Annotated in this window: 24 protein-coding genes and 1 pseudogene; 17 read left to right on the forward strand and 8 right to left on the reverse strand. The window is 72.1% G+C overall.

Annotation, left to right across the window (positions count from 1 at the left end):
* The first annotated feature begins 40 nt into the window (after nt 1–40).
* From IRY44_RS16795 to IRY44_RS16810, 4 genes are all read left to right on the forward strand, one after another.
* Nucleotides 41–1459, forward strand: a complete 1419-nt coding sequence (locus IRY44_RS16795) for a TldD/PmbA family protein (RefSeq protein ID WP_194801307.1) — start codon at nt 41–43, stop codon at nt 1457–1459.
* 227 nt (nt 1460–1686) lie between these two features.
* On the forward strand, nt 1687–2508 hold the full coding sequence (locus tag IRY44_RS16800) for a hypothetical protein (RefSeq protein WP_121685313.1): 822 nt from the start codon (nt 1687–1689) through the stop codon (nt 2506–2508).
* Between the two features lie 10 nt (nt 2509–2518).
* Nucleotides 2519–4429 carry a fumarate reductase/succinate dehydrogenase flavoprotein subunit gene (locus IRY44_RS16805; RefSeq protein ID WP_194801308.1) on the forward strand — a complete coding sequence of 637 codons (1911 nt, stop codon included), beginning with the start codon at nt 2519–2521 and terminating at the stop codon, nt 4427–4429.
* Between the two features lie 3 nt (nt 4430–4432).
* Nucleotides 4433–5572 (forward strand): succinate dehydrogenase/fumarate reductase iron-sulfur subunit, encoded by a 1140-nt coding sequence (locus IRY44_RS16810; RefSeq protein ID WP_194801309.1) that lies wholly within the window; start codon nt 4433–4435, stop codon nt 5570–5572.
* A 107-nt stretch (nt 5573–5679) separates the two neighbouring features.
* Here IRY44_RS16810 and IRY44_RS16815 read toward each other — a convergent pair whose 3' ends face one another.
* Entirely contained in the window at nt 5680–6120 is a 441-nt protein-coding gene (locus tag IRY44_RS16815; protein WP_194801310.1) for a (deoxy)nucleoside triphosphate pyrophosphohydrolase, read from the reverse strand.
* Nucleotides 6121–6304: 184 nt separating this feature from the next.
* On the opposite strand from IRY44_RS16815, the gene IRY44_RS16820 reads away from it, so the two are divergent.
* From IRY44_RS16820 to IRY44_RS16840, 5 genes are all read left to right on the forward strand, one after another.
* The gene (locus tag IRY44_RS16820) at nt 6305–6613 is read left to right on the forward strand and encodes a 4a-hydroxytetrahydrobiopterin dehydratase (RefSeq protein ID WP_194801311.1); all 309 of its coding nucleotides are present in this window, start codon (nt 6305–6307) and stop codon (nt 6611–6613) included.
* Between the two features lie 32 nt (nt 6614–6645).
* A complete protein-coding gene (locus IRY44_RS16825; RefSeq protein WP_135241958.1) occupies nt 6646–7008 on the forward strand; it encodes a PH domain-containing protein in 363 nt (120 codons plus the stop codon).
* Nucleotides 7009–7030: 22 nt separating this feature from the next.
* Nucleotides 7031–7744 (forward strand): vancomycin high temperature exclusion protein, encoded by a 714-nt coding sequence (locus tag IRY44_RS16830; protein ID WP_194801312.1) that lies wholly within the window; start codon nt 7031–7033, stop codon nt 7742–7744.
* Nucleotides 7745–7951: 207 nt separating this feature from the next.
* Entirely contained in the window at nt 7952–8683 is a 732-nt protein-coding gene (locus tag IRY44_RS16835) for a class I SAM-dependent methyltransferase (protein ID WP_194801313.1), read from the forward strand.
* Nucleotides 8684–8770: 87 nt separating this feature from the next.
* Entirely contained in the window at nt 8771–9262 is a 492-nt protein-coding gene (locus IRY44_RS16840; RefSeq protein ID WP_194801314.1) for a GNAT family N-acetyltransferase, read from the forward strand.
* 20 nt (nt 9263–9282) lie between these two features.
* Here IRY44_RS16840 and IRY44_RS16845 read toward each other — a convergent pair whose 3' ends face one another.
* Nucleotides 9283–9564, reverse strand: a complete 282-nt coding sequence (locus IRY44_RS16845; protein WP_194801315.1) for a hypothetical protein — start codon at nt 9562–9564, stop codon at nt 9283–9285.
* A 166-nt stretch (nt 9565–9730) separates the two neighbouring features.
* Between IRY44_RS16845 and IRY44_RS16850 the strand changes: the two genes are divergently transcribed.
* The 3 genes from IRY44_RS16850 to IRY44_RS16860 are packed head-to-tail and all read left to right on the forward strand — an operon-like array spanning nt 9731 to nt 11657.
* Nucleotides 9731–10090 (forward strand): GntR family transcriptional regulator, encoded by a 360-nt coding sequence (locus IRY44_RS16850; RefSeq protein WP_128137275.1) that lies wholly within the window; start codon nt 9731–9733, stop codon nt 10088–10090.
* Nucleotides 10087–10965: an ATP-binding cassette domain-containing protein gene (locus IRY44_RS16855; protein WP_194801316.1), complete on the forward strand. Its 879-nt coding sequence runs from the start codon at nt 10087–10089 to the stop codon at nt 10963–10965. The genes IRY44_RS16850 and IRY44_RS16855 overlap by 4 nt, the downstream gene beginning before the upstream one ends.
* Nucleotides 10962–11657: an ABC transporter permease gene (locus tag IRY44_RS16860; protein ID WP_194801317.1), complete on the forward strand. Its 696-nt coding sequence runs from the start codon at nt 10962–10964 to the stop codon at nt 11655–11657. The genes IRY44_RS16855 and IRY44_RS16860 overlap by 4 nt, the downstream gene beginning before the upstream one ends.
* Nucleotides 11658–11729: 72 nt before the next feature.
* Here the strand turns inward: IRY44_RS16860 and IRY44_RS16865 are convergent, their stop codons facing one another.
* The 5 genes from IRY44_RS16865 to IRY44_RS16885 all read right to left on the reverse strand — a co-directional run bounded on the left by IRY44_RS16865 (nt 11730) and on the right by IRY44_RS16885 (nt 16831).
* On the reverse strand, nt 11730–12293 hold the full coding sequence (locus IRY44_RS16865; RefSeq protein WP_194801318.1) for a dihydrofolate reductase family protein: 564 nt from the start codon (nt 12291–12293) through the stop codon (nt 11730–11732).
* Between the two features lie 1307 nt (nt 12294–13600).
* Complete coding sequence (locus tag IRY44_RS16870; protein ID WP_194801319.1) at nt 13601–14299, reverse strand: hypothetical protein; 699 nt, start codon at nt 14297–14299, stop codon at nt 13601–13603.
* 98 nt (nt 14300–14397) lie between these two features.
* The gene (ychF, locus tag IRY44_RS16875; RefSeq protein WP_194801320.1) at nt 14398–15483 is read right to left on the reverse strand and encodes a redox-regulated ATPase YchF; all 1086 of its coding nucleotides are present in this window, start codon (nt 15481–15483) and stop codon (nt 14398–14400) included.
* A 61-nt stretch (nt 15484–15544) separates the two neighbouring features.
* Nucleotides 15545–16288: a peptidase E gene (locus IRY44_RS16880; protein WP_194801321.1), complete on the reverse strand. Its 744-nt coding sequence runs from the start codon at nt 16286–16288 to the stop codon at nt 15545–15547.
* 30 nt (nt 16289–16318) lie between these two features.
* Nucleotides 16319–16831, reverse strand: coding sequence for a MarR family winged helix-turn-helix transcriptional regulator (locus IRY44_RS16885; protein ID WP_194801322.1), 513 nt, complete (start codon nt 16829–16831; stop codon nt 16319–16321).
* 93 nt (nt 16832–16924) lie between these two features.
* Here IRY44_RS16885 and IRY44_RS16890 point away from each other — a divergent pair.
* Nucleotides 16925–17746 (forward strand): annotated as a pseudogene (locus IRY44_RS16890) (EamA family transporter); the annotation flags it as partial.
* 50 nt (nt 17747–17796) lie between these two features.
* Here IRY44_RS16890 and IRY44_RS30735 read toward each other — a convergent pair.
* On the reverse strand, nt 17797–18261 hold the full coding sequence (locus tag IRY44_RS30735) for a hypothetical protein (RefSeq protein WP_228532298.1): 465 nt from the start codon (nt 18259–18261) through the stop codon (nt 17797–17799).
* Nucleotides 18262–18503: 242 nt separating this feature from the next.
* On the opposite strand from IRY44_RS30735, the gene IRY44_RS16895 reads away from it, so the two are divergent.
* The 4 genes from IRY44_RS16895 to IRY44_RS16910 are packed head-to-tail and all read left to right on the forward strand — an operon-like array spanning nt 18504 to nt 24241.
* On the forward strand, nt 18504–19955 hold the full coding sequence (locus IRY44_RS16895) for a DNA-3-methyladenine glycosylase 2 family protein (protein ID WP_194801324.1): 1452 nt from the start codon (nt 18504–18506) through the stop codon (nt 19953–19955).
* Nucleotides 19952–20464, forward strand: a complete 513-nt coding sequence (locus IRY44_RS16900; protein ID WP_194801325.1) for a methylated-DNA--[protein]-cysteine S-methyltransferase — start codon at nt 19952–19954, stop codon at nt 20462–20464. The genes IRY44_RS16895 and IRY44_RS16900 overlap by 4 nt, the downstream gene beginning before the upstream one ends.
* Nucleotides 20465–20501: 37 nt before the next feature.
* Nucleotides 20502–22322, forward strand: a complete 1821-nt coding sequence (locus IRY44_RS16905) for an ABC transporter ATP-binding protein (RefSeq protein ID WP_194801326.1) — start codon at nt 20502–20504, stop codon at nt 22320–22322.
* Entirely contained in the window at nt 22319–24241 is a 1923-nt protein-coding gene (locus tag IRY44_RS16910) for an ABC transporter ATP-binding protein (RefSeq protein ID WP_194801327.1), read from the forward strand. Before IRY44_RS16905 ends, IRY44_RS16910 begins: the two co-directional genes overlap by 4 nt.
* The last annotated feature ends 20 nt before the right edge of the window (nt 24242–24261 follow it).

The raw sequence follows: 24261 nt of genomic DNA on the forward strand, positions 1-24261 counted from the left end.
CGGTGCCTCATGACGGCACGGAGCGAAGCGGAGTGCCGGCATGAGCGAGCGCAGCGTGAGCGCCGAGTTGGAGATCGCCGCCGGGGTGGTGGACCTGGTCCGGCACACGGCGGGGCCGGCCGCCGAGGCCGAGGTGCTGGTGACCCGCACCGACCTGGCGCTGACCCGGTTCGCCAACTCGTTCATCCACCAGAACGTGTCCGAGACCGGTGTCGCCGTACACCTGCGGTTGCACGTGGACGGGCGGACCGCGACCGGCAGCGGCAGCCGGGTCGACGCCGACGGCCTGGCCGCCCTGGTCGAGCGGACCCGCGCGGCGGCCCGGCTCGCGCCGCCCGACCCGGCCTGGCCGGGGCTCACCGCACCGACCTCGGTGCCGTCGGGCCCGGCCGTCGACGAGGCGACGGCGTTCGCCTCGCCCGACGAGCGGGCCGAGCGGGTACGCGCGTTCGTGGACGCGGTCGACGGGCTGGAGGCGGCCGGCTACTGCCGCACCGCGTACCGGTCGGGGGCGTTCGCCAACTCGGCCGGGCACACGGCTGTGGGCCGGGCGGGCGAGGCGGCGATGGACGGCATCGCCCGCGCCGGCGGCGCCGACGGGGTGGCCCGGCTCTGCGGCGACCGGCTGGCCGATCTCGACGGCGCGGCCCTCGGCGCCCGTGCTGCGGCGAAGGCGCGCGCCGCGGCCGACCCGGTCGAGCTGCCGCCCGGGCACTACGAGGTGGTGCTCGAACCGGCGGCCGTGGCCGACCTGCTGCAGAACCTGGCCTGGTACGGCTTCAACGGCAAGCGGTACGCCGAACGGCAGTCCTTCGCCGAACCGGGCACCGCCCAGTTCGACCCGGCGGTGACGCTGGTGGACGACCCGCTGCACGCGAGCGCGCTGCCGTTCGACCTGGAGGGCACGCCCCGGCGGGCGTTGCCGCTGGTGCAGAGCGGCACCACAGGGGCGGTGGCGTACGACAGGCGCGGCGGCGCCGAGGCGGGCACCGGGTCCACCGGCCACGGTATGCCGGGGAGCGCGACGTTCGGGCCGATCCCGCACAACATCCGCCTGCTGACGGCCGGCGCTGACGCGGGCGCGGGGTCGGCCGCCGCGGCGGTGAGCGCGGGCGTGACCGGGGCGGTGGGCGACCCGGACACCGCCGCGCTGGTGTCCGGGATGCGGCGCGGGCTGCTGGTGAGCGACTTCTGGTACACCCGCGTGCTGGACCCGAAGCAGTTGGTGGTCACCGGGCTGACCCGCAACGGGGTGTGGCTGGTCGAGGACGGCGTGCCGACCCGGGCGGTGCGCGACTTCCGGTTCACCGAGTCGTACCCCCTGGCGATGGGGCCGGGCCGGGTGCTCGGCCTGGGCCGGACGGCGGTCCGCCAGCCCGCTCGCGTCGACGGCTCCTGGTACGAGACCCCGGCGCTGCGGCTGGCCTCGTGGCACTTCACCGGCGGCGCGTCCGGGTGACCCGGCGCGCCGCCGGGCGCGTCACGGCACCGGTCGGCGCACCGTTCGGCCGACCCGCCACATTGATCATGAACTGACTCTTTCCAAGCTGCGGGACACACGGGACACTGCGTTGCGCGGCCGGGCCGTGAAGATCGGCGTAACGTGTGTCACTTAGCCGCACCGGTTCGCCGGTGTGGCCTCGCGCGTGCGCAGGACGTGACAGTGACGTCAGGGAGATGACTCGAATGACAACTACGTCGGCCAGGACGCCGAGACCGCAGCCGCGGGGAGGGCGGGCACGCGCCGCCATCGCGGCGAAGACGTTGCGGACCGACAGATGGTGGATCGCCCCGCTGATCACAGTGGTGGGGCTCAGCGCGTGGGTCATCTACGCGACGGTCCGGGTCTTCATGCACAAGTGGTACTGGGTGGAGCAGTACCACTACCTGACGCCGTTCTACTCCCCCTGCGTCACCGACCGCTGCGTCGAGGGCTCCTCGCACTTCGGCCAGTTCCTGCCCGGCTGGTGGATCATCCCGGATGCGGCGCTCACCCTGCCGTTCCTGCTGCTGTTCCGGCTGACCTGCTACTACTACCGCAAGGCGTACTACCGGTCGTTCTGGCTGTCGCCGCCGGCCTGCGCGGTGCCGGACGGGCACCAGTCGTACAGCGGCGAGACGCGGTTCCCGCTGCTCGGCCAGAACCTGCACCGCTACTTCTTCTACGCCGCCGCGATCATCTCGCTGATCAACACCTGGGACGCGGTCCTGGCCTTCCACTCCCCCGAGGGCTTCGGCTTCGGCCTGGGCAACATCATCCTGATCGGCAACGTGGTGATGCTGTGGGCGTACACGATCTCCTGCCACTCCTGCCGGCACATCATCGGCGGGCGGCTCAAGCACTTCTCCAAGCACCCGATGCGCTACAAGGCGTGGACCGGGGTGTCCTGGTTGAACGTCCGGCACATGCAGCTCGCCTGGATCACCCTCGGCACCCTGGCACTCACCGACTTCTACGTGATGGCGGTCGCCGCCGGCTGGATCAACGACCTGCGGTTCATCAACTGAGAGCCTGGACATGACTGAGACGCGAATCGAACGACACCACTACGACGTCGTCGTGATCGGGGCCGGTGGCGCCGGCCTGCGCGCGGCGATCGAGGCCCGGCTGGCCGGCAAGAAGACCGCGATCATCTCGAAGTCGCTGTTCGGCAAGGCGCACACGGTGATGGCCGAGGGCGGCGCCGCCGCCGCGATGGGCAACGTGAACTCGCGCGACAACTGGCAGGTGCACTTCCGGGACACCATGCGCGGCGGCAAGTTCCTCAACAACTTCCGGATGGCCGAGCTGCACGCCAAGGAGGCGCCGCAGCGGATCTGGGAGCTGGAGACGTACGGCGCGCTGTTCGACCGCACCAAGGACGGGAAGATCTCGCAGCGCAACTTCGGCGGCCACGAGTACCCGCGCCTGGCGCACGTCGGCGACCGGACCGGCCTGGAGCTGATCCGTACCCTCCAGCAGAAGATCGTCTCGCTCCAGCAGGAGGACAAGCAGGAGTTCGGCAGCTACGACGCGCGGATCCGGGTCTTCTCCGAGACCACGATCACCGAGCTGCTGCTCGACGGCGACCGGATCGCCGGCGCGTTCGGCTACTACCGCGAGTCCGGCGAGTTCGTCCTGTTCGAGGCGCCCGCGGTGGTGCTCGCGACCGGCGGCGTCGGACGGTCCTACAAGGTCACCTCGAACTCGTGGGAGTACACCGGCGACGGCCACGCGCTGGCGCTGCGCGCCGGGGCCACCCTGATCAACATGGAGTTCCTCCAGTTCCACCCGACCGGCATGGTCTGGCCGCCCTCGGTGAAGGGCATCCTGGTCACCGAGTCGGTCCGCGGCGACGGCGGCGTGCTGAAGAACTCCGAGGGCAAGCGGTTCATGTTCGACTACGTCCCCGACGTGTTCCGCAAGCAGTACGCGGAGACCGAGGAGGAGGCGGACCGCTGGTACACCGACCCGGACAACAACAGGCGTCCGCCGGAGCTGCTGCCCCGCGACGAGGTCGCCCGCGCGATCAACAGCGAGGTCAAGGAGGGCCGGGGTACGCCGGCCGGTGGCGTCTACCTGGACATCGCCTCCCGTAAGTCGGCCGAGGAGATCCGCCGCCGCCTCCCGTCGATGTACCACCAGTTCAAGGAACTGGCCGACGTCGACATCACCAAGGAGCCGATGGAGGTCGGCCCGACCTGTCACTACGTGATGGGCGGCGTCGAGGTGGACCCGGACTCCGGCGCGGCGTACGGCACCGTGCGCGGGCTCTACGCCGCCGGTGAGGTGTCCGGCGGCATGCACGGCTCCAACCGGCTCGGCGGCAACTCCCTGTCCGACCTGCTGGTCTTCGGCAAGCGCGCGGGCGGGCACGCGGCCACGTACACCGATCAGCTCGCCACCCGCCCGGCGGTGTCGGTGGCGGCGGTCGAGGCCGCCGTGGAGACGGCGCTGGCGCCCCTGCAGCGGGACACCGGCGAGAGCCCCTACCAGCTCCAGCAGGACCTGCAGGCGGTGATGGGTGACCTGGTCGGCATCATCCGCCGGGAGAGCGAGCTCGCCGACGCCATGCGGCGGCTGGCCGAGCTGCGGGAGCGGGTGGCGAAGGTCAGCGCGGCCGGCGGTCGGCGCTACAACCCGGGCTGGCACCTGGCGCTGGACCTGCGCAACATGCTCGTGGTCTCGGAGTGCACCGCGATGGCGGCGCTGGAGCGGCAGGAGTCACGCGGCGGGCACACCCGGGAGGACTACCCGGCGATGGACCCGAAGTGGCGCCGGGTCAACCTGGTCTGCTCACTGGACGGGGACGCGGTCCGGCTCACCGAGAAGCCGCTGCCGAAGATGCGGCCGGAGCTGATCGGACTGTTCGACCGGGCCGAGCTGGCCAAGTACCTGACCGACGAGGAACTCGCCGAGTTCGACGCCCTCACCGAACAGGAGCGCTGAGGAATGGGAACCGATCCGCAGCAGGCGACCGGCAAGCCGGGCGCGAAACGCCAGTTCCGCATCTGGCGGGGCGACGAGACCGGCGGCGACCTGAAGGACTACACGGTCGAGGTGAACGAGGGCGAGGTGGTCCTCGACGTGATCCACCGGCTCCAGGCCACCGAGGCCCCCGACCTGGCGTGCCGGTGGAACTGCAAGGCCGGCAAGTGCGGCTCCTGCTCGATGGAGATCAACGGCAAGCCGCGGCTGGGCTGCATGACCCGGATGTCGACGTTCGAGGAGTCCGAGACCGTCACCGTCACCCCGCTGCGCACCTTCCCGGTGATCCGGGACCTGGTCACCGACGTCTCGTTCAACTACGAGAAGGCCCGGGAGACCCCGGCGTTCGCGCCGCCGGCCGACGTGGCGCCCGGCGACTACCGGATGCAGCAGGTCGACGTCGAGCGCTCGCAGGAGTTCCGCAAGTGCATCGAGTGCTTCCTGTGCCAGAACGTCTGCCACGTGATCCGTGACCACGAGGAGAACAAGCCGGCGTTCTCCGGTCCCCGGTTCTTCATCCGGGCGGCCGAGCTGGACATGCACCCGCTCGACGCGCGTACCGACCGCCGGGAGTACGCGCAGTCGGACATGGGACTCGGATTCTGCAACATCACCAAGTGCTGCACCGAGGTCTGCCCCGAGCACATCAAGATCACCGACAACGGGATCATCCCCATGAAGGAACGGGTCGTCGACCGCAGGTACGATCCCCTTGTGTGGCTCGGTAACAAGATCTTCCGGAGGGGTCAGGTGCCTCAGACCAGCGCGACCAGCGGGCATTCCAGCGGTGCCGTCACGTCCGGAGGGGCGCACGGCGGGGCGCACGCGCACGGCAGCGGTTCGCACGCCGGCGGGGTGCACTCGCACGCGGGCGGCTCGCACGACAGTGCCGCCGAGCGTCAGGCGCAGCAGGGCGTCAACTGGCACCGCGAGGTGCCGCACCCGACCGCCCCGGCGGTGGACGCCAACGGTCGGCTGCCACTGACCGAGCTGACGTTCAACAAGGCCGCCGCGCCGTCGCCGTTCGGCGACGACGTGACGTTCCCGCTGCCGCCCGAGCACCTCAACTTCGCTCACCCGCAGCAGGACGAGCCGAAGCACTGAACAGCAGCGCGACGACGACGGGGGCCAGCGGCACACGCCGCGGGCCCTCGTCCCGTTTCTGCCCGGCTGTCCGGTTCACCGGACGGCCCGGCCCGTGCCGCGATCGTTCAGGGGGCGTCGAGCAGCGGGCGCAGCGCGGCCACGATCGGCACGTCGGCCGGCAGCCAGTCGACGCTGTCCAGTTCGGCGGCGGACAGCCAGCGCAGCTCGGCGTGCTCCAGCGCCTTGGGCTCGTCGCCGTGCAGCAGGCGGGCGGCGTAGACGCGCAGCACGGACCGGCCGTGCGCCATCCGTACGTCCCGGCCGACACGCGCGCCGACCGCCACCCGCACGCCGAGCTCCTCGGCACACTCCCGGGCCAGCGCGTCGGTCTCGGCCTCACCGGGCTCGACCTTTCCGCCCGGGAACTCCCATCGCCCCGCCACCTCGGGTGGCGCGGAGCGCTCGCACGCCAGCACCCGGCCGCCCTCGATGATCGCCGCCCCGACGACCACCTTCGGCTCCCGCCGGTCGGCCTGCCCGTTTCCGCTAACCCGTTCGGTCCGCACGGGCCACCAGCGTGCCAGATCAATCGGCGGTTTGGGTAGCTGCGTCGACCGTCAGGTCAGCAGAACACGGAAGTGTGGGCGTGGACACACCATCTGAGTGGCGAGAGACTAGAGGGCGTCGACTGGGACACGGGATGGCGACGATTTGGCCACAAGCCGGCAACGACGCCTGGGAGGTGCGGTGATGCGCGTGCTGTTCAGCGGCCGGGCGAAGCACGACTACCTCAGCGACGCGCTCGCCCTGCTGTCCGGATGGACGCGCGAGGGCGAACAGATCCGCCGCACCATCGTCCTCGACGACACCCAGCACGCCGCGCTCACCGAGCGGGTGGCGGTGGTGGCCGACGCGCTGCGGTTGCGCCCCGAGATCAGCCGCCGGGCCGACCGTACCCAGATCCGGCTCGGCCACGGCGACGGCGAGCCGCTCACCGAGGGTGAGGTGCTGCTGGCCGCACGCATCGAGGACGCGGTCCGCGCGGTCACCGAAGCCTGAGCCGCTGGCACGCCCCGCCTACCCTCGGGTGCATGTCTGGCCCCACGTACGACCGCAAGGAACAGTTCCAGCAGATCCAGAGCGGGTTGCTGCCCGGCGAGCAGATCATCGCCGTCTACGACGCGATCGGCACCGGCACCGGCTTCATCGGCCTGACCGACCGGCGCGTGATCGTCCAGGACCGCTCCTTCGTCGGCAAGCGGTACGCGATCACCAGCATCCCGTACTCGAAGATCACCAGCGTGAGCGTGGTGAGCAACAAGTCCTGGGGTGGTTCGTTCTTCTCCACCGGGTCCATCGCGGTGCACGTCGGCACCCACACCTACGAGGTCGAGTTCCGGGGCGCGCAGAAGAGCCACCACGTGCACAACGTGATCCTGCAGTACATCTCCTGACCCGCCTGGCACAATCGCCGCCATGCGAGGGCTGACGGCGCGATGGCGGGCCTGGCGGGGCGACCGTCGGCGGGCCGTACGCCTGCTCCGCCGCCTCCTGGTGCTCGCCACCGCCGCCGTGATGCTGCTCGGCGCCGCGACGGTCGCCAGCGTGGTCTGGGTCCGCGGCGCCGCCGAGGGCCGCCTGTTCGACGCCGCGGACGCGCCCGAGACGCCGGTGGCGCTCGTGCTGGGCACCAAGGTGGAGCCGGACGGCACGCCGGCGCCGTTCCTCGCCGCCCGGCTGGAGATCGCCCGCCAGTTGTACGCCACCGGCAAGGTCAAGGTGCTGCTGCTCTCCGGGGACCACATGAACTGGGACTACGACGAGCCGGACGCGATGCGGCGCTGGCTCGTCGACCGGGGCGTCCCGGCCGAGAAGACGGTGCTGGACCACGCGGGGTTCGACACGTACGACTCGTGTGTGCGCGCGCACCGCGTCTTCGGGGTGCGGCGGGCCACTGTGGTCACCCAGTCGTTCCACCTGTCGCGCGCGGTGGCGCTCTGCCGGGACGCCGGCATCGACACCGTCGGCGTCGGCGACGACACCGCCCGCCGGTACGCGGGCCAGTGGCGGATCAGCTCCGTCCGGGAGTACGGGGCGTGTGTGAAGGCTGCCCTGGACGTGCTCACCGGGCGTGACCCGGTGCACCTCGGCCGCCGGGAGACCGGAGTGGACGACGCGCTGCGGGCGTAATCCGGTTGTCCCGCCGGCTCGGCTGCTGATCTGCTGAGCCTCTCGAAGCCGACCGGAGGGAGCATCACCATGCCACACGCTGCGAAGCCCACCCGACCCGTCGTCACCTCATCCGAAACGAGGCTTCGTGTTGTCGTACCCCATTCCGGCGGAGGTCACTGACCTCGCGCCGCGTCGCGTCCCGTCCGCCCGGCGGGAGGGCGCGTGATGTCCGTCTTCGACGATCCCGGCCTGTTCGGCCGGCTCTGGGCCGCCACCTACGACGGCCCCGGCAATCCCGACCCGGCCCCGGCCGTCGACTTCCTCGCCCCGCTGGCCGAGGGCGGCCCGGTGCTCGAACTGGCGATCGGCACCGGCCGGGTGGCCCTGCCGCTGGCCGAGCGCGGCCTGACCGTGGAGGGCGTCGAGGCGTCCCCGGAGATGGTCGCGCACCTGCGCGCCAAGCCGGGCGGCGCGGACATGCCCGTCACCGTCGGCGACATGGCGGACGTCCCGGTCCCCGGGCCGTACCGTCTGGTGTTCCTGGTGTTCAACACGCTGTTCAACCTGGTCTCCGAGGAGCGCCAGGCGGCGTGCTTCCGCAACGTCGCCCGGGTGCTCGCGCCCGGCGGGGCGTTCGTCATCGAGACCTTCGTGCCCGACCCGGCGGACTTCGACCGGGACGAGCAGGTCCAGGTGCGGGAGGTGACCGAGGACTCGGCCACCATCCGCATGCATCGGTACGACCGGGCGGCGCAGACGTTCGTGCGCCAGACCGTCACGTTCGACGCCGCCGGCGTTCACCTCAAGCCGTTCGCCATGCGGTACGCCTGGCCGGAGCAGATCGACGAACTGGCGGAGCGGGCCGGGCTGCGGCTCACCGAGCGGTACGCCGACTGGGACCGGTCGCCGTTCGACGCGGACAGCCGCTCGCACATCTCCGTCTACCGGCGGCGGTAGCGCTCACACCGAGGGGCCGGGCATCCCGTCCCGGCCCTTCGGCCGCGCGACTACGCTGACCACCGCCGGTCCGGACAGGGGGAACCGATGACAGTCACCGTCGTCGCCATGAACGACTCGCACGCCGACGCCGTGCTGGAGATCTACCGCCTCGGCATCGACGAGGGCAACGCCACGTTCGAGACCGCGCCGCCGGACTGGGCGCGGTTCACCGCCACCCGGATGCCCGGCCACCGCTGGGTGGCGCTCGACGAGGCCGGCGACGTGCTCGGCTGGGCGGCCTGTTCGGCGGTCTCCGAGCGCAGCGTCTACGCCGGGGTGGTCGAGCACTCCGTCTACGTGCACCCGCGGGGGCGCGGACGCGGGGTCGGCCGGGCCCTGCTGGAGGCGCTGATCGCCTCCACCGAGGCGGCCGGGATCTGGACCATCCAGTCCGGCGTGTTCCCGGAGAACACCGCGAGTCTCGCGCTGCACGCGGCGTGCGGCTTCCGCGTCGTCGGCACCCGCGAGCGGGTGGGCCGCCACCACGGCACCTGGCGCGACGTGACCCTGATCGAGCGCCGCAGTCCCCGAATCTGACCCCTTGGTCACCGGGTCGGTCAGGCGCCGACCAGGTGACGGCGCACCAGGGCGTCCCGCTCCAGGACCAGGTCGATCATCTGCCAGAACTCGGCGATCCGGGGATGGGTCAGGCCCTCCTCGCGGCTGAGCTTGCGGCCGAAGACCGGGCTGTCATCCGCGACCTCACCACCGTTGACGAGCGTCGCGGCCGGCCCCGGCGAGCCGGCCACCGGCCCGAGCCGGCAGCCGAACGTGACGTGGTCGTCGAAGTCGTCGCGGCCCCAGCTGCCCAGGATCGCGTCGATCCAGACCTCGTGCACGCCGTCGTGGTGGTAGCAGCTCGCGAAGTAGACGGCCGCCGTCGCGCCGTCGGTGCGGATGTGGGCCCGATCCTCAGTGTCACGGCGCGAACCCTAGCGAGGACTTGACGGTTCTGCCGCCCAGGTGCGATGGTTAGTTACATGAGTAATGAACCAAAGAACCGGGATGGATGACGGCCGGCCGATCTTCGTCCAGATCGCGGAGCTGATCGAGAACTCGATCATCGACGGGACGTACGCGGAGGAGACCCAGGTGCCGTCGACGAACGAGCTGGCGGCGTTCCACCGGATCAACCCGGCGACCGCCGCCAAGGGGATCAACCGCCTGGTCGATGACGGGCTGCTCTACAAGCGCAGGGGGATCGGAATGTTCGTGGCAACGGGGGCCGTCGAAACACTCCGGGAACGCCGCCGGCGCGAGTTCTCCGACCAGTACGTGCGGCCCCTCATCGAGGAGGCACGCAAGTTGGGCATCGGCACCGAGGAGCTGAAGAAGCTCATCGAGACAGGGGAGGAACAGCGATGAGCGTCGTGGCGGCAGCCGGCCTCACGAAGCGGTTCGGCGACGTGACCGCTCTCGACGACGTCACCTTCACGCTGACCGGAAACAAGATCTACGGCCTGCTCGGCCGCAACGGCGCCGGGAAGACGACGCTGATGCAGCTGATCACCGGCCAGAACAGCGGCACCAGCGGCGACCTCACGCTCTTCGGCGAGCGCCCGTACGAGAACGAGCGGGCCCTGTCGCAGGTGGCCTTCATCAAGGAGAGCCAGACTTACCCGGCCGCCTACCAGGTCCGGCACGTCCTGAGCCTGGCCAAGCGGCTGTTCCCCAACTGGGACGAGGACTTCGCACAGTCCCTCGTGGACGACTTCGACCTGCCGCGCAAGCGCAACGTGCGCAAGCTGTCCCGCGGCATGCTGTCCGCGCTGGGCGTGACGATCGGCCTGGCCGCACGCGCGCCGCTGACCTTCTTCGACGAGCCGTACCTCGGTCTCGACGCGGTCGCCCGGCAGCTCTTCTACGACCGGCTGCTCGCCGACTACGCCGAGAATCCACGCACCGTCGTGCTCTCCACCCACCTCATCGACGAGGTGGCCGACCTGATCGAGCACGTGCTGCTGCTCGACCGCGGCAAGCTGCTGCTCGACGCACCCAGCGACGAGTTGCGCGGCGAGGTGATGGAGGCGTCCGGCCCGGCCGCGGTGGTGGACGAGTTCGCCGCCGCGTACCGGGTGCTGCACCGCGAACAGCTCGGCGGCGCGGTCCGCGCGTCGCTGCGCGGGTCGTTCGACAACGCCGAACGGATGCGCGCCAAGAAGCTCGGCATCGACCTGGCGCCGGTGTCGCTCCAGCAGGCAGTGGTGCGCCTGACGACGGAAAGGACGAAGACCCGATGACTCGCATCCTCGACGTCGCCCGGATGCACACCATCGCCTGGATCGGCCAGCTGGCCTGGCCGTGGGGCATCATGGCCATCTCGCTCGGCGTCAACCTGCTGATCTTCGCCTCGATCGACGAGGCGGCGCCGGGCAAGAACACCACAGGCGGTCTGGCCAGCCTCTACATCGTCTGCTCGATCGTCGCCGCCGCCTCGATCAGCCAGGTGTTCCCGTTCGCGCTCGGCATGGGCGTCACCCGGCGCACCTTCTACCTCGCCACGGTGCTCGTCAACGTGGTGCAGGCGGTCGCCTACGGCGTCCTGCTCTACCTGCTCAACCTGATCGAGGGCGCCACCGGCGGCTTCGGGATCGAGCTGCGGTTCTTCCGGATCCCGTACATCGACGTCGACAACGGGCTGTTGCAGATCGCCGTCTACGCGGTGCCGTTCCTGTTCCTGAACTTCCTCGCCGTCTTCGTCGCCGTCTGGTACGTCCGGTTCGGCATGAACGGCCTGCTCGGGGCCGGCGCGGCCCTGATCCTGGTGACCGGCCTGCTCGTCGCGTTGATCACCTGGCAGGGATGGTTCGGTGACATCTGGCAGTGGCTGAGCAGCCAGCACCAGGTCAGCCTGCTGGTGGGGTGGCCCGCCCTGATCGCCGCTTTGGCCGCGCTCGGCGGCATGGCGGCCATCCGCCGGGCGAACGCCTGACGGTACGCAGACGGCGACCGCCGGTCCGCGAGACGCGGGCCGGCGGTCGTCCGTGCGATGGGTTCCGGGCTCTCAGCGCCTGGTCTCGTACCTGGTCAGGAGCACGCCACCGGAGAACGTCCGGGTCTCCACCAGGGTCAGGTTCACCCAGTTGTCCAGGGCGGCGAAGAACGGCTTACCGCCACCCACCAGGACCGGGTGGGTGGCGAGCACGTACTCGTCGATCAGCCCGCCCCGCATGGCCGCCGCGGCGAGGGTGGCGCCACTGATGTCCATCGGACCACCGTCCTCGGCCTTCAGCCGGCTGATCTCGGTGACCGCGTCGCCGGTGACCAGGCGGGTGTTCCAGTCGACCGGCCTGGTCGTCGAGGAGAACACCACCTTCGGCATGTCCCGCCAGCGACGGGCGAACTCGGCGTGCGCCGCTGTGACGTCCGGCTGCTGATCGGCGGTCGGCCAGTGGGAGCTCATCGCCTCCCACAGTCGCCGCCCGTAGAGCGCCGTGCCGGTCGCCGCCACCCGGTCGGACCACCACTGGAACCACTCGTCGCTCGGCACACCCCAGCTGAGATCGTCGCCGGGCGCGGCGACGTAGCCGTCCAGGCTCACGTTCATGCCGAAGGTCAGTTTGCGCATCGTGCCAGCCTCCCGTGGTCGGTACTCGACGTACAGACCAGCACGGCGCCGGGAAACCATCGGTCAGGCCACGCCGAGCGCCGGCCCACGGGTGTCCCGCGTCCGAATGCGGGTCGGATGAGCTGAGCGGGCCCATCTCGGGCTCACGCCATTGATCGCTGGTTGCCGACGTCTCACGCTGTCTTGTGCCCCGTGTGTGCCCCAGGACCCGGCAATTGGTTTTCGGGACGTTGGTACTTCCTGGCGCCTCGGATGCCCGCGCCCGTCAATCCCCCGCCAACTGCGCACAAGGTCGGAGCAGACAAAGGCCAACCAGCTTCGGCCACGTACGGCCAGGTCATGGCGAGCCCGGTGACCGCCATCAGCGCACCGACCATAGCCAAGAGCAGGTACATGAGGCGTCGCCTACGCATCGGACCAGTAGAGCACGGCATCGCTGCCCCGGCCCCGCCCAGCTTGTCGCCCACCTGTGGCTACGACCGGGTGTCTTCGGGCCGAGGATCTGCCAGGGCGCGGCCCGCCCCACCCGCCACCTTCGCGAGAGTGCGTAGCTTCCGTGCCACAGCGAGGGCATCCTGCTGGGTGTCCTCTACGGACCCGGCCGCCGGAGATCGCATCTGCTAATGCGGTCAACGGGGCGGCCGGAAGCATGGCATCCCCGAACTCGTCGATGTACAGCGTCAGCTCTCTACCGGACCTCGGGTCAGTGGCAGTCAGGACCGACGATCGGTCGTCGTAGCGGACCGTGGCGAGGCTGAGGTCGACCTGCTCTCTCCGATAAGCGACGAGAAGGGTCATCATCGATCCCCGCAGCCAACCGGAGTATGTGACGTGAGCAAACGCGTAGAACGCGCCGACGCAAAGAATATGGATCGCGACGACGAGCAGCCCGTAGATGAAGACGCCGGCGAGGACCTGCTGCCACCACGGCCCATCCAACTGCCGCCATACGAGGGCGCCCATGAGCACCAGGAACGCCGCAACGAGCAACGGAATCAGGCCCACACAACCGAGAAGCACCCTCGTCGTGAGCGGCAGACCGACAGACAGCCGTATCCTGGCGGGGCGAGCCACACCGTGAAACTAGTTCCCATCGGCAACCTGCGGGAGCCTCCAGTTCATCGGGATCGGGCTGCCTGACCATCACGCCGGTGGTCGTCTCGTGCCCATCGGTCGGCCCCGAACGGGTCAGGACCCCGTCGACGTCCAAGAGGAGTAGGGAGCAGACCCGCTGACACGGCTGCTCCGGCACCGTCCGGCCGAAGCACTCCGGCCCGCGGCCAGCAGGTCAGGGCAGGCTACCGGGATCACGGCGCCAGCAGCTGCGTGACCAGCCACCGGGAGGCTTCCGGCAGGGCGAACACGCTTTCCGGGTTGCGTGGCGCATACTCCGAGCCAGGCACGCCCGCCGCCCACAGCACGTGTCCCCAGAAGTGCACCTCGTCCGAGACCGCGGCCGCCGCCACTCGCTCAGTGTCTCCGGTTGCGCCGAGCGTGCGCATCGCCGCGGCGAGCAAGACCACTGCGTCCGGGGTGTCTGCGGCCTTGTCGCCGAACGCAGGGGCGAGAAGCATCAGGGTCTGCGCACGCCGGACCGGGTCGGGCTGGCGTCCGGCGACGGCCACCAGATCCGTCCAGGAAAGTCCGGGGCCGGTCTGGTGCCCGTCCAGTGCGGCGATCTCAATGGCGTCCCGGCCGCCGCCAGGCAGGACCAGGAAGTCGACCCCGCGGTCCTCGTCGAGGTTACGAAACACCACGGCGAGCTCGGCTCCGCCGCCCAGGCCCACTCGCAGCACCTGCCAGGACTCCGCGTCGAGAAGCCCGCCCAGGTCGTCGCCGGCGGCTCCCCAAACCTCGGAGAGCAGGTCGTCCTCGTCGGGAAGCAGGAGTTCCCGCCAGTACTGGGCCCAGAACCCGGGCCGCACTGCGAGATGCCAGCCGTCCGTGGTCAGCGCGGTGACGTCGACGTCCTCGGGGAATCGATCCTGGTAGCCGGGGATGAGCATGACCGCACGGTAGCGGACAGCCGTGGATGATCCGCCAATCGTGCGGAGGGCCGCCTGGTTCTGGGGCACCTGTCGCACATCAACTGTCGAATCACGATTCAGACGTTGAAGCGGAACTCCACCACGTCGCCGTCCTGCATGACGTACTCCTTGCCCTCGATCCGGACCTTGCCGGCGGCCTTCGCCGCCGCCATAGATCCGGCCTCGACCAGGTCGTCGTAGGAGACCACCTCGGCCTTGATGAAGCCGCGCTGGAAGTCGCTGTGGATCACCCCGGCGGCCTCCGGCGCGGTCGCGCCGACCGGGACGGTCCAGGCCCGCGCCTCCTTGGGACCGGCCGTCAGGTACGTCTGGAGCCCGAGCGTCCGGAAGCCCACCCGGACGAGCTGGTTCAGGCCCGGCTCGGACTGCCCGATCGACTCCAGCAGTTCGCGGGCCTCGTCCTCGGGCAGGTCCACCAGCTCGGACTCGATCTTGGCATCCATGAAGATCGCCTCGGCGGGCGCGACCAGGCCGCGCAGCTCGTCGAGGAACTCCTCGTTGCCCAGCTCGGCCTCGTCGACGTTGAAGACGTAGAGAAACGGCTTGGTGGTGAGCAGGTGCAGCTCACGCAGGTGCTCCAGCTCGACCTTCGCGGCGGCGGCGCCCGCGTACAGGGTCACGCCGTTGTCGAGGACCTCGACCGCCTTCTTGGCGGCCTCGACGGCGGCGGCCCGGTCCTTGCGGAGCTTGGCCTCCTTCTCCAGCCGGGGCAGCGCCTTCTCCAGCGTCTGGATGTCGGCCAGGATCAGCTCGGTGTTGATCGTCTCGATGTCGTCGGCCGGGGAGACCTTGCCGTCGACGTGCACCACGTTCGGGTCGGAGAAGGCGCGCACCACCTGGCAGATCGCCGAGGCGTCGCGGATGTTGGCGAGGAACGCGTTGCCCCGCCCCTGCCCCTTGGAGGCGCCCCGAACCAGGCCGGCGATGTCGACGAACGAGACCGGCGCCGGCAGCACCTTCTGCGAGGAGAAGATCTCGGCCAGCTTGGTCAGCCGCTCGTCGGGCAGCCCGACCACGCCGACGTTCGGCTCGATGGTGGCGAACGGGTAGTTCGCGGCGAGCACGTCGTTCTTGGTCAGCGCGTTGAACAGGGTGCTCTTGCCCACGTTGGGCAGGCCGACGATGCCGATGGTGAGACTCACGACGAACCAGCTTACGCGCCTCGCCGACACCGCCGGGCAGGCAGGTGCGCGAAGCCGGTCACTACGGCGCGGCGGACAGCAGGCGTGGCTCGATCCGGGTCTCCCGGACGGTGCCGTCCTCGGCGCGGACCAGCTCGTACGCGGCCACGCCGGGCCGGTCCGCCACCGCCTCGGCCAGGCGGGTGCCCCGGTAGATCAGCCCCACCCCGTCGTCGGTGCAGTGGCTCGCGGGCAGCGTGCCGTCGGCGACCAGCCGGTGCATCAGCGGGCGGCGCTGCTCCTCGCTGTCGTAGTGCACGCCGTTGCCGTACGGGAGCCAGCCCAGCCCTTCGGTGAACGGCCGCAGCGCCGGGCCGTAGCTGTCGGTGGCGCCGCCGGTGTGCCAGCAGATCGAGCCGGCGGACACCCCGCCGAGCACCACTCCGGCCTGCCAGCACTCGTGCAGGATCTCCGGCAGGCCGTGCACCCGCCAGACCGCGCAGAGGTTCGCCACGCTGCCGCCGCCGACCCAGACGATGTCCTGCGCGAGCAGGTGCGCGCGGATGTCCTCGACGTTGGGCATCGGGTAGAGCGCCAGGTGGGAGGTGCGGAACCGGGTGCCGGCGAAGGCCCCGTAGAAGACGGTGAACCCGGTCGGTTGGTCGCCGGTGGCCTGGCCGAGATAGCAGACGCGCGGCGCGTCACCGGCCCCGGCCAGGTCGGCCATCAGGTCGAACAGGGAGCTGGGCCGCGCGTCCCAGGGGCCACGGCGACGGCTGGTGAAGCCCATGCTGGTGGCGACGATCGTCGGTTCGGTGGCGGGCACGGGCGTCCTTCCGGGCGGCGGCGGTGCTGATCATTGTGCCGGATCCGCGGGCCCGGTCTCGGCTGCCGCGAGCAACGCGCGCAGCAGATCGGCCAGCCGGTCCTGGTCGGCCGGGGGCAGCGCGTCGAGAATCCGCCGCTGCACGGCGAGCCCGGCCTCGGCCGACTCCTCCACCACCCGTCGGCCGGTGTCGGTGAGCGTCACCCGCAGCGCCCGCCGGTCGGCCGGATCCGGCGAGCGCCGTACCAGGCCGGCCCGTTCGAGCCGGTCGAGCCGCCCGGTCATGCCGCCGGAGGTGAGCATCAATGAAGCGGCGAGCGCCTTCGGCGCCAGCGTGTACGGCTCACCGGAGCGCCGCAGCGCGGCGAGCACGTCGAACTCGCCCCGGCCGATGTTCCAGCCCGCGTACACCTTCTCCTGGCCGTCACCGACCAGCCGGGCCAGGCGGTAGATGCGGCCGAACACGGCCATCGGCTCGGGCCGCATGCCGGGGCGTTCCCGCCGCCACTGCTCGACGATCGCGTCCACCTCGTCGCCTGTCACGGCTGCCGATTGTGCCGCACGTCCCACTTCACCTTTTCACTCGGGCCTGATTAGCTTAGCACTAAGATACTTACGCCTGAGAAAGAGGCCGACATGAACCCCCGCTGGACCGACGTCGCGTTCACCGCCGCCGCACCCGTCACCTGGGGCACCACGTACCTGGTCACCGCCGAACTCCTTCCGCCGGACCGGCCGCTCTGGGCCGGGGCGATCCGCGCCCTGCCGGCCGGCCTGCTGCTGCTCGCCCTGACCCGCAGGCGACCACACGGCCTCTGGTGGGGGCGGGCCGCCGTGCTCGGCGCGCTGAACATCGGGGTGTTCTTCCCGCTGCTGTTCCTCGCCGCGTACCGCCTGCCCGGCGGCACCGCCGCCGTCCTCGGCGCCGCGCAGCCGCTGCTGGTGGCGGTGCTGACGGTCGCGCTGCTCCGCGACCGCCCCACCCGGCCGGCACTGGTCGCCGCCGTGGCCGCCCCGCTCGGCGTCGCCCTCGTGGTGCTGCGGCCGGGCGCCGGCCTCGACCCGCTCGGCGTCGCCGCCGGGCTGGCCGGTGCAGTGGCGATGGCCACCGGGCTGGTGCTCACCCGCCGCTGGGGCCGGCCGCCCGGCGTGGGCGTCCTCGCCGCGACGAGCTGGCAGCTCGTCGCCGGTGGCCTGATGATCGTGCCGGTAGCCGCCGCCGTCGAGGGCGCGCCACCAGTGCCCGACGGGCCGGCCCTTCTCGGGTACGCGTGGCTCGGGCTGGCCGGCACCGCCCTGGCGTACGTGCTGTGGTTCCGGGGCGCGGCGCGACTGCCGGTGTCCCGCGTGTCGGTGCTGGGCGCGTTGAGCCCGCTCACCGCCGCGGCGCTCGGCTGGGTGGTGCTCGGCGAGGCGCTGGACCCGGTCCAGCTCACCGGTTTCGCGGTCGCAGTGGCGGCGATGGTGCTGGCCCAGATGCCGGACCGGGCGGCGATCCCACCCGGCGCTCAGCCGGCCCGCAGCCGCCGCCAGTCGTCCGGCCACGCCTCGGCGGCGACGCCCTCGGGCAGCGCACCGGCCGGTAGCTGCGCCGCTGCTGCGAGCGGCAGCGTGAACCGGTGCGCGGCGGCGGGGCCGGCCGCGTACGACCGGTCGAGCAGCCACCGCACCTCGTCGGCGGTCCAGCCCAGGCCGGAGCGGGCGGCGATCTCGCGGACCAGCCGTACGCCGACCCGGGTGTCGTCGTCGTAGAAGCGCATGCACCAGTGGTGGGCCCACATGCCGAGCGCCCGCAGCCCGTCCGGGTCGAGGGAGCCGGCCAGCCGCCCGCAGGCGGTGTCCGCGAAGGGGCGACCGGGGTCACCGGCCCGATCACGCTCGATCGCGCCGTACGCGGCCGGCGCCACCACCCGCATCCGCTCGTAGAAGCCCTCCACCACCGCGGCGTCCAACGGTGCTCGCCCCGATCGCATCAGCGGACACCCCGCCCGGCCACGCTCGCCATGCCCCGCACCTCTTCTTGAGTTGGTGGCGGGACGCTACCGACCACTTACGACACTTTCTCGGGTCCGCCGGCCATGATCCACGCCACCTCGGCGGAGTGGTGCCGTCCCGGGGCCGGGGACACCGCCACTTCCCCGGGCTGGCGCGACTCCCGCACGTCATGTCTGAATCCCGCCAGCCGAGCCCGGGAGCTGCGAGGCAGGATCGTGGCATGGAACTGGACTTCGAGCGGTGCTACCGAGCCGTCGACAGCCGCGACCCGCGGTTCGACGGCTGGTTCTACACCGGTGTGACGTCGACCGGGATCTACTGCCGGCCGTCCTGTCCGGCGATGACGCCTAAGCGGCGCAACGTCCGGTTCTTCCCGTCCGCCGCCGCCGCGCAGGGGGCCGGGCTGCGGGCGTGCCGCCGGTGCCGGCCGGACGCGGCACCGGGCTCGCCCGAGTGGGACGTCCGGGCCGACCTGGTCGGCCGCGCCATGCGGCTGATCGCCGACGGCGTGGTGGACCGGGACGGCGTGCCCGGGCTGGCCACCCGGCTGGGCTACACCGAGCGGCACCTGCACCGGATGCTCCGGGCCGAGCTGGGTGCCGGCCCGCTGGCGCTGGCCCGGGCCCAGCGCGCGCAGACCGCCCGGATCCTGATCGAGACCACTGGCCTCGGCCTGGCCGAGGTGGCCTTCGCCGCCGGGTTCGGCAGTGTCCGGCAGTTCAACGACACGGTCCGCGAGGTCTACGGCGGCACCCCGTCCGAGCTGCGGGCCGGCCGTCGTGGCCCGGCCGCTGCCACCGGTGCGGGCACGCTCTCGCTGCGGCTGGCCTACCGGCCCCCGCTGCACGCGGGCGCGCTGCTGGACTTCCTCGCGCTGCGCGCGCTGCCCCGCGTCGAGGTGGTCCGCGACGGCACCTACCACCGGGGGCTGCGCCTGCCGCACGGTCCCGCCACGGTGGCGCTGACCCCCGCCGACGGCCACATCGACGCGACGCTGCGGCTGGCCGACATGCGCGACCTGGCCCCCGCGGTGGCCCGCTGCCGCCGCCTGCTCGACCTGGACGCCGACCCGGTGGCGGTGGACGCCACCCTGGCCGCCGACCCGGCGCTGGCACCGGCCGTCGCGGCCGAGCCCGGCGTCCGGCTGCCGCACGCGGTCGACGGTTTCGAGCTGGCCGTCCGCGCCGTCGCCACCCAGCAGGTCTCGCTGGCCTCGGCGCGGACCACGCTCACCCGCCTGCTCTCCGCCACCCGGGCGGCGAGCGGGGCGGCCGCCGACGATCCGGCGGACGGTCTGGTGGCGTTCCCCGGTCCGGCGGAGGTGCTCGCGGCGCCGGACACGGCGTTCCGGATGCCGGCGGCCCGCCGGGAGACGCTCCGCGCGCTGGCCCGCGCGGTCGCCGACGGCGAACTCGACCTGGAACCCGGAGGCGACCGGGAGGAGACGGTCCGGCTCCTGGCCGCGGTGCCCGGCATCGGCCCGTGGACCACCGGCTACCTGGCCATGCGCGCACTCGGCGACCCCGATGTCGCGCTCGCCACCGACCTGGGCGTACGCCGTGGCGCAGCGGCGCTCGGCCTGTCCGACGACCCGAAGACCCTGTCCGCGTACGCCGACCGCTGGCGCCCCTGGCGGTCGTACGCGACCATCCGACTCTGGAGAGCAGCATGAGCACTGTGGACAGCACCGTCATCGACACTCCCGCCGGCCCGTTGAGCGTGCTCGCCGGCCCCGACGGGGCGGTACGCGCGGCGGGCTTCACCGCCGACCCGGCGGTCCTGCTGCCGCTGATCCATCCGAGCCTGCGCGGCGAACTGCGGGAACGGGCCGACCTCGGCCCGGTGACCGCCGCCGTACGGGCCTATCTGGACGGTGACCTGGCCGCCATCGATGCGGTAGCGGTGGAGCAGCACACCGGCGGCGCATTCCTGACGCACGCCTGGCAGGTGCTGCGCGACGTCAAGCCCGGCGACCCGGTCACCTACACGGGGTTCGCCGCGCTGGCCGGGCGACCGGCGGCGATCCGGGCCGCCGCGGCGGCCTGCGCGCGCAACGCCGCCGCGCTGTTCGTGCCCTGCCACCGGGTGCTGCGCACCGACGGCACACTGGGTGGATACCGCTGGGGGCTGGACGTGAAGAAGTGGCTTCTCGGGCATGAGGGACGGGTGACGGCTAGCTGACAGCAGGACTGTCACCCCCGGGGGCTACCGTCGGGTAGTGCCCGCGTCCAGCGACGGCAACCCCGCGGCGCATACCGGCGCCCGGTCCCAGCCGCTGCGCAACCTCTGGCGGCTGCGGCCCTACCTGCGCCCGTACGCGATGGAGTTCGCCTGGCTGCTGATCGCGGCGCTGGCGGCCACCGCGGCGAGCCTGGCCGTGCCGCTGGTGGTGCAGCGGGTGGTGGACGGGCCGGTGGCCCGGCACGACGAGGCCGGGCTGCTCCGGCTCGGCGCGCTCGCGCTGCTGCTCGGTGTGGCCGAGGCGGTCCTCATCTTCATCCGCCGCTGGACGCAGTCGTCGTCCTCGGTCGGCATGGAGGCCGCCATCCGCGCCGACATCTACGCCCACCTGCAACGGCTTCCGGCCGGTTTCCACGACCGCTGGCAGTCCGGCCAGTTGTTGTCCCGGATCACCAGCGACCTGTCGGTGATCCGGCGGTTCCTCTCCTTCGGGCTGCTGTTCCTGGTGCTCAACCTGGTCACGTACGCGGCGGTGGTGGCGCTGCTGATCCGGCTGCACCAGTGGCTGGGGCTGCTGGTCGCGGCCAGCGCCGTACCGCTGTTCCTGATCAGCCGCCGCTTCGCGCGCCACTACCACGCGGCGTCACGCCGCATGCAGGACCAGCAGGGCGACGTCGCCACACTGGTCGAGGAGACCGCGCTGGGGTTGCGCACCATGCGGGCGTACGGGCGCGGGCCGGAACTGGCGGCCCGGTTCGCGGTCGGCGCGCGCCGGCTGCACGACACCGGGATCGGCAAGGCCCGGCTGCTGGCGCGGACCTCCGCGCTGTTCGACCTGGTACCCAACCTGACGCTCGGCGCGGTCCTGGTGGCCGGCGCCGCAGCGGTCGCCGACGGCGTGCTGTCCATCGGGGAGCTGGTCGCGTTCGTCAGCCTTCAGCTCATGCTGATCTGGCCGGTGCAGTCGCTGGGCTGGATCATCGCCAACGGCCAGGAGGCCGCGACCGCCGCCGACCGGATCCAGGAGGTGCTGGACACGCCGCCGACCATCGTGGACGCCCCGCACGCCCGGTCGCTCGACCGGGGCGAGGTGCGCGGCCGGCTCCGCTTCGAGGGGGTCCGCTTCCGCTACCCCGGCACGTCCGGCCCGGTGCTGCGCGACCTCGACCTGGCGGTCGAGCCGGGCGAGACGATGGCGCTGGTCGGCGTCACCGGCTGCGGCAAGAGCACGCTGCTGTCGCTGGTCCCCAGGCTGCACGAGGTGACCGGCGGCCGGATCACGCTCGACGGCTACGACGTACGTGACCTGCGGCTGGACTCGTTGCGCCGGCTCGTCGCCGTGGCGTTCGAGGAGCCGACGCTGTTCTCCATGTCGATCTGGGAGAACCTCACGCTGGGCCGGCCGGACGCGAGCGAGGACGAGGTCCGCGCCGCGCTGACGCTGGTCCAGGCGGACTTCGCGTACGAGCTGCCGTGGGGGCTCGCCACCCGGGTCGGTGAGCAGGGGCTGTCGCTGTCCGGCGGCCAGCGGCAGCGCCTCGCGCTGGCGCGTGCGGTCCTCGGCCGGCCCGCGGTGCTGGTGCTCGACGACCCGCTGTCCGCGCTCGACGTGCACACCGAGGCGCTCGTCGAGGCGGCCCTGCGCCGGGTGCTGCGGGACACCGCGACCACCACCCTGCTGGTGGCGCACCGTCCGTCGACGGTGGCGCTGGCGGACCGGGTGGCCCTGCTCGACGACGGCCGGATCGTCGCCGTCGGCACCCACTCGGAGCTTCTGGCCCGGGTGCCCGCCTACCGGGCGGTGTTGTCCGCCGAGCCGGAGCGCCGGAGCGACGGCCTCGGCCTGGTGCGCTCGTGACCGGCCGCGCGCCGCGGGTACCCAGGCCCCGGGACGCGCGCAGCGGTGACGGGTCGACCGGCGCGCGCCACGGCGACGGTGACGACCTGTCGCGCTGGCGTGGGCGGGCCACCGACCCGGACGCCGACCGCAGCCGGGCCGAGGACTCGTCCCCGGAGGCGGTGACCAGGCTGCGCGCCCGCAGCCGGCTGCTGCTGCGGCTGCTGCTCCGCCCGCACCGGCGTGCGCTCGGGCTGGCGGTGGTGTTGCTGCTGGCCCAGAACGCCGCCGCGATGTCCGGGCCGTACCTGGTCATGCTCGGCATCGACAGGGGCATCGGGCCGCTGCGGGCCGGGGACCCCGGCCCGCTGATCGCCGTCGCCGCCGCGTTCGTGGTCGCCACCGCGATCGAGTACGCGGCCCGGCGCGCGTTCCTCACCCTCGCCGCCCGGATCGGCCAGGCCGTCCTGCTGGACCTGCGCCGTCGGGTGTACGGGCACTTCCTGCGCCTCGACGTCGGGTTCCACGAGCGCTACACGTCCGGGCGGATGGTGTCCCGGCTGACCAGCGACCTGGAGTCGATCGCCGAGCTGGTCGACGGCGGCATCGACAAGCTGGTGATGGCCGGGCTCTCCGTGCTGTCGGTGGCGGGCATCCTGCTCTGGCTGGACCTGCCACTGGCGGCGGTGACGCTGCTCGCCTTCCCGTTCCTGTTCGTGCTGTCGCGCTGGTTCGCCCGCGCGTCGGCCGGGGCGTACCGGCGCACCCGGGAGGCGGTGGCGCTGGTCATCGTGCACTTCGTCGAGTCGCTGCGCGGGATCCGGGCCGTGCAGGCGTACCGGCGGGAGGACCGCAACGACCGCATCTTCGGCGCGGTGAACGACGACTACCGGCGCTCCAGCCTGAGCGCGTTCCGGCTGATCGCGATCTACTCGCCGGGCATCCGGCTGATCGGCAACCTGACCGCGGCGGTGGTGCTCGGGTACGGCGGCTGGCGGGTGCTGGGCGGCGGCGTCGAGGTGGGCGTGCTCGCCGCGTTCCTGCTCTATTTGCGCCGGTTCTTCGAACCGATGGAGGAGCTGAGCCAGTTCTACAACTCGCTCCAGTCGGCGACCGCCGCGCTGGAGAAGCTGGCCGGGGTGCTGGACGAGCGTCCGGCGGTGGCCGAACCGGCGCAGCCGGTGCCGCTGCCGGCCGGTCCGCCGCGCGGGGCGGTGACCTTCCGTGCCGTCGACTTCGGCTACCGCCGCCGGACGCCGATCCTGTCCGGCCTCGACCTGACCGTGCCGCCGGGGCAGACAGTGGCGCTGATCGGGCCGACCGGCGCCGGGAAGTCGACAGTCGCCAAGCTGGTGGCCCGCTTCCACGACCCGGACGCGGGCGCGGTCCGGCTGGACGGGGTGGACCTGCGCGACCTGGCCGATGCCGAGCTGCGCCGGGCGGTGGTGCTGGTGACCCAGGAGACCCACCTGTTCAGCGGTTCCGTGGCCGACAACATCAGGTTCGGCCGTCCCGACGCCGACGACGAGGCGGTGGTCGCGGCCGCGCGGGCGATCGGCGCGCACGACTTCATCGCCGCGCTGCCCGACGGGTACGCCACCGACGTGCACCGGCGTGGCGGACGGCTCTCCGCCGGGCAGCGGCAACTCGTCGCGTTCGCCCGGGCGTTCCTCGCCGATCCCCGGGTGCTGATCCTGGACGAGGCGACCTCGTCGCTCGACGTGCCGACCGAACGGCTGGTGCAGCGGGCGCTGCACAACGTGCTGCGCGACCGCACCGCCCTGGTGATCGCCCATCGCCTTTCCACAGTGGAGACCGCGGACCGGGTGCTGGTGCTCGACGACGGCCGGATCGTGGAGGACGGCCCGCCGGCCGAGCTGATCGCCGCCGACGGCCGCTACGCCGCCCTGCACCGCCAGTGGCGCGACTCCCTCCTCTAGCTCTCCCGCGGGGACGCGCG

Origin of the sequence: Micromonospora sp. ANENR4 (assembly GCF_015354395.1) — a bacterium.
Lineage (GTDB): Bacteria > Actinomycetota > Actinomycetes > Mycobacteriales > Micromonosporaceae > Micromonospora > Micromonospora aurantiaca.

Coding starts and splice junctions, on each gene's coding strand:
- IRY44_RS30735 (WP_228532298.1), bottom strand. CDS start 18,261: ATGCGATCGGGGCGAGCACCGTTGGACGCCGCGGTGGTGGAGGGCTTC.
- IRY44_RS16855 (WP_194801316.1), top strand. CDS start 10,087: ATGAGCGTCGTGGCGGCAGCCGGCCTCACGAAGCGGTTCGGCGACGTG.
- IRY44_RS16870 (WP_194801319.1), bottom strand. CDS start 14,299: ATGCTCATCCCCGGCTACCAGGATCGATTCCCCGAGGACGTCGACGTC.
- IRY44_RS16795 (WP_194801307.1), top strand. CDS start 41: ATGAGCGAGCGCAGCGTGAGCGCCGAGTTGGAGATCGCCGCCGGGGTG.
- IRY44_RS16840 (WP_194801314.1), top strand. CDS start 8,771: ATGACAGTCACCGTCGTCGCCATGAACGACTCGCACGCCGACGCCGTG.
- IRY44_RS16810 (WP_194801309.1), top strand. CDS start 4,433: ATGGGAACCGATCCGCAGCAGGCGACCGGCAAGCCGGGCGCGAAACGC.
- IRY44_RS16830 (WP_194801312.1), top strand. CDS start 7,031: ATGCGAGGGCTGACGGCGCGATGGCGGGCCTGGCGGGGCGACCGTCGG.
- IRY44_RS16865 (WP_194801318.1), bottom strand. CDS start 12,293: ATGCGCAAACTGACCTTCGGCATGAACGTGAGCCTGGACGGCTACGTC.
- IRY44_RS16850 (WP_128137275.1), top strand. CDS start 9,731: ATGGATGACGGCCGGCCGATCTTCGTCCAGATCGCGGAGCTGATCGAG.
- IRY44_RS16900 (WP_194801325.1), top strand. CDS start 19,952: ATGAGCACTGTGGACAGCACCGTCATCGACACTCCCGCCGGCCCGTTG.
- IRY44_RS16820 (WP_194801311.1), top strand. CDS start 6,305: ATGCGCGTGCTGTTCAGCGGCCGGGCGAAGCACGACTACCTCAGCGAC.
- IRY44_RS16825 (WP_135241958.1), top strand. CDS start 6,646: ATGTCTGGCCCCACGTACGACCGCAAGGAACAGTTCCAGCAGATCCAG.
- IRY44_RS16800 (WP_121685313.1), top strand. CDS start 1,687: ATGACAACTACGTCGGCCAGGACGCCGAGACCGCAGCCGCGGGGAGGG.
- IRY44_RS16895 (WP_194801324.1), top strand. CDS start 18,504: ATGGAACTGGACTTCGAGCGGTGCTACCGAGCCGTCGACAGCCGCGAC.
- IRY44_RS16860 (WP_194801317.1), top strand. CDS start 10,962: ATGACTCGCATCCTCGACGTCGCCCGGATGCACACCATCGCCTGGATC.
- IRY44_RS16835 (WP_194801313.1), top strand. CDS start 7,952: ATGTCCGTCTTCGACGATCCCGGCCTGTTCGGCCGGCTCTGGGCCGCC.
- IRY44_RS16805 (WP_194801308.1), top strand. CDS start 2,519: ATGACTGAGACGCGAATCGAACGACACCACTACGACGTCGTCGTGATC.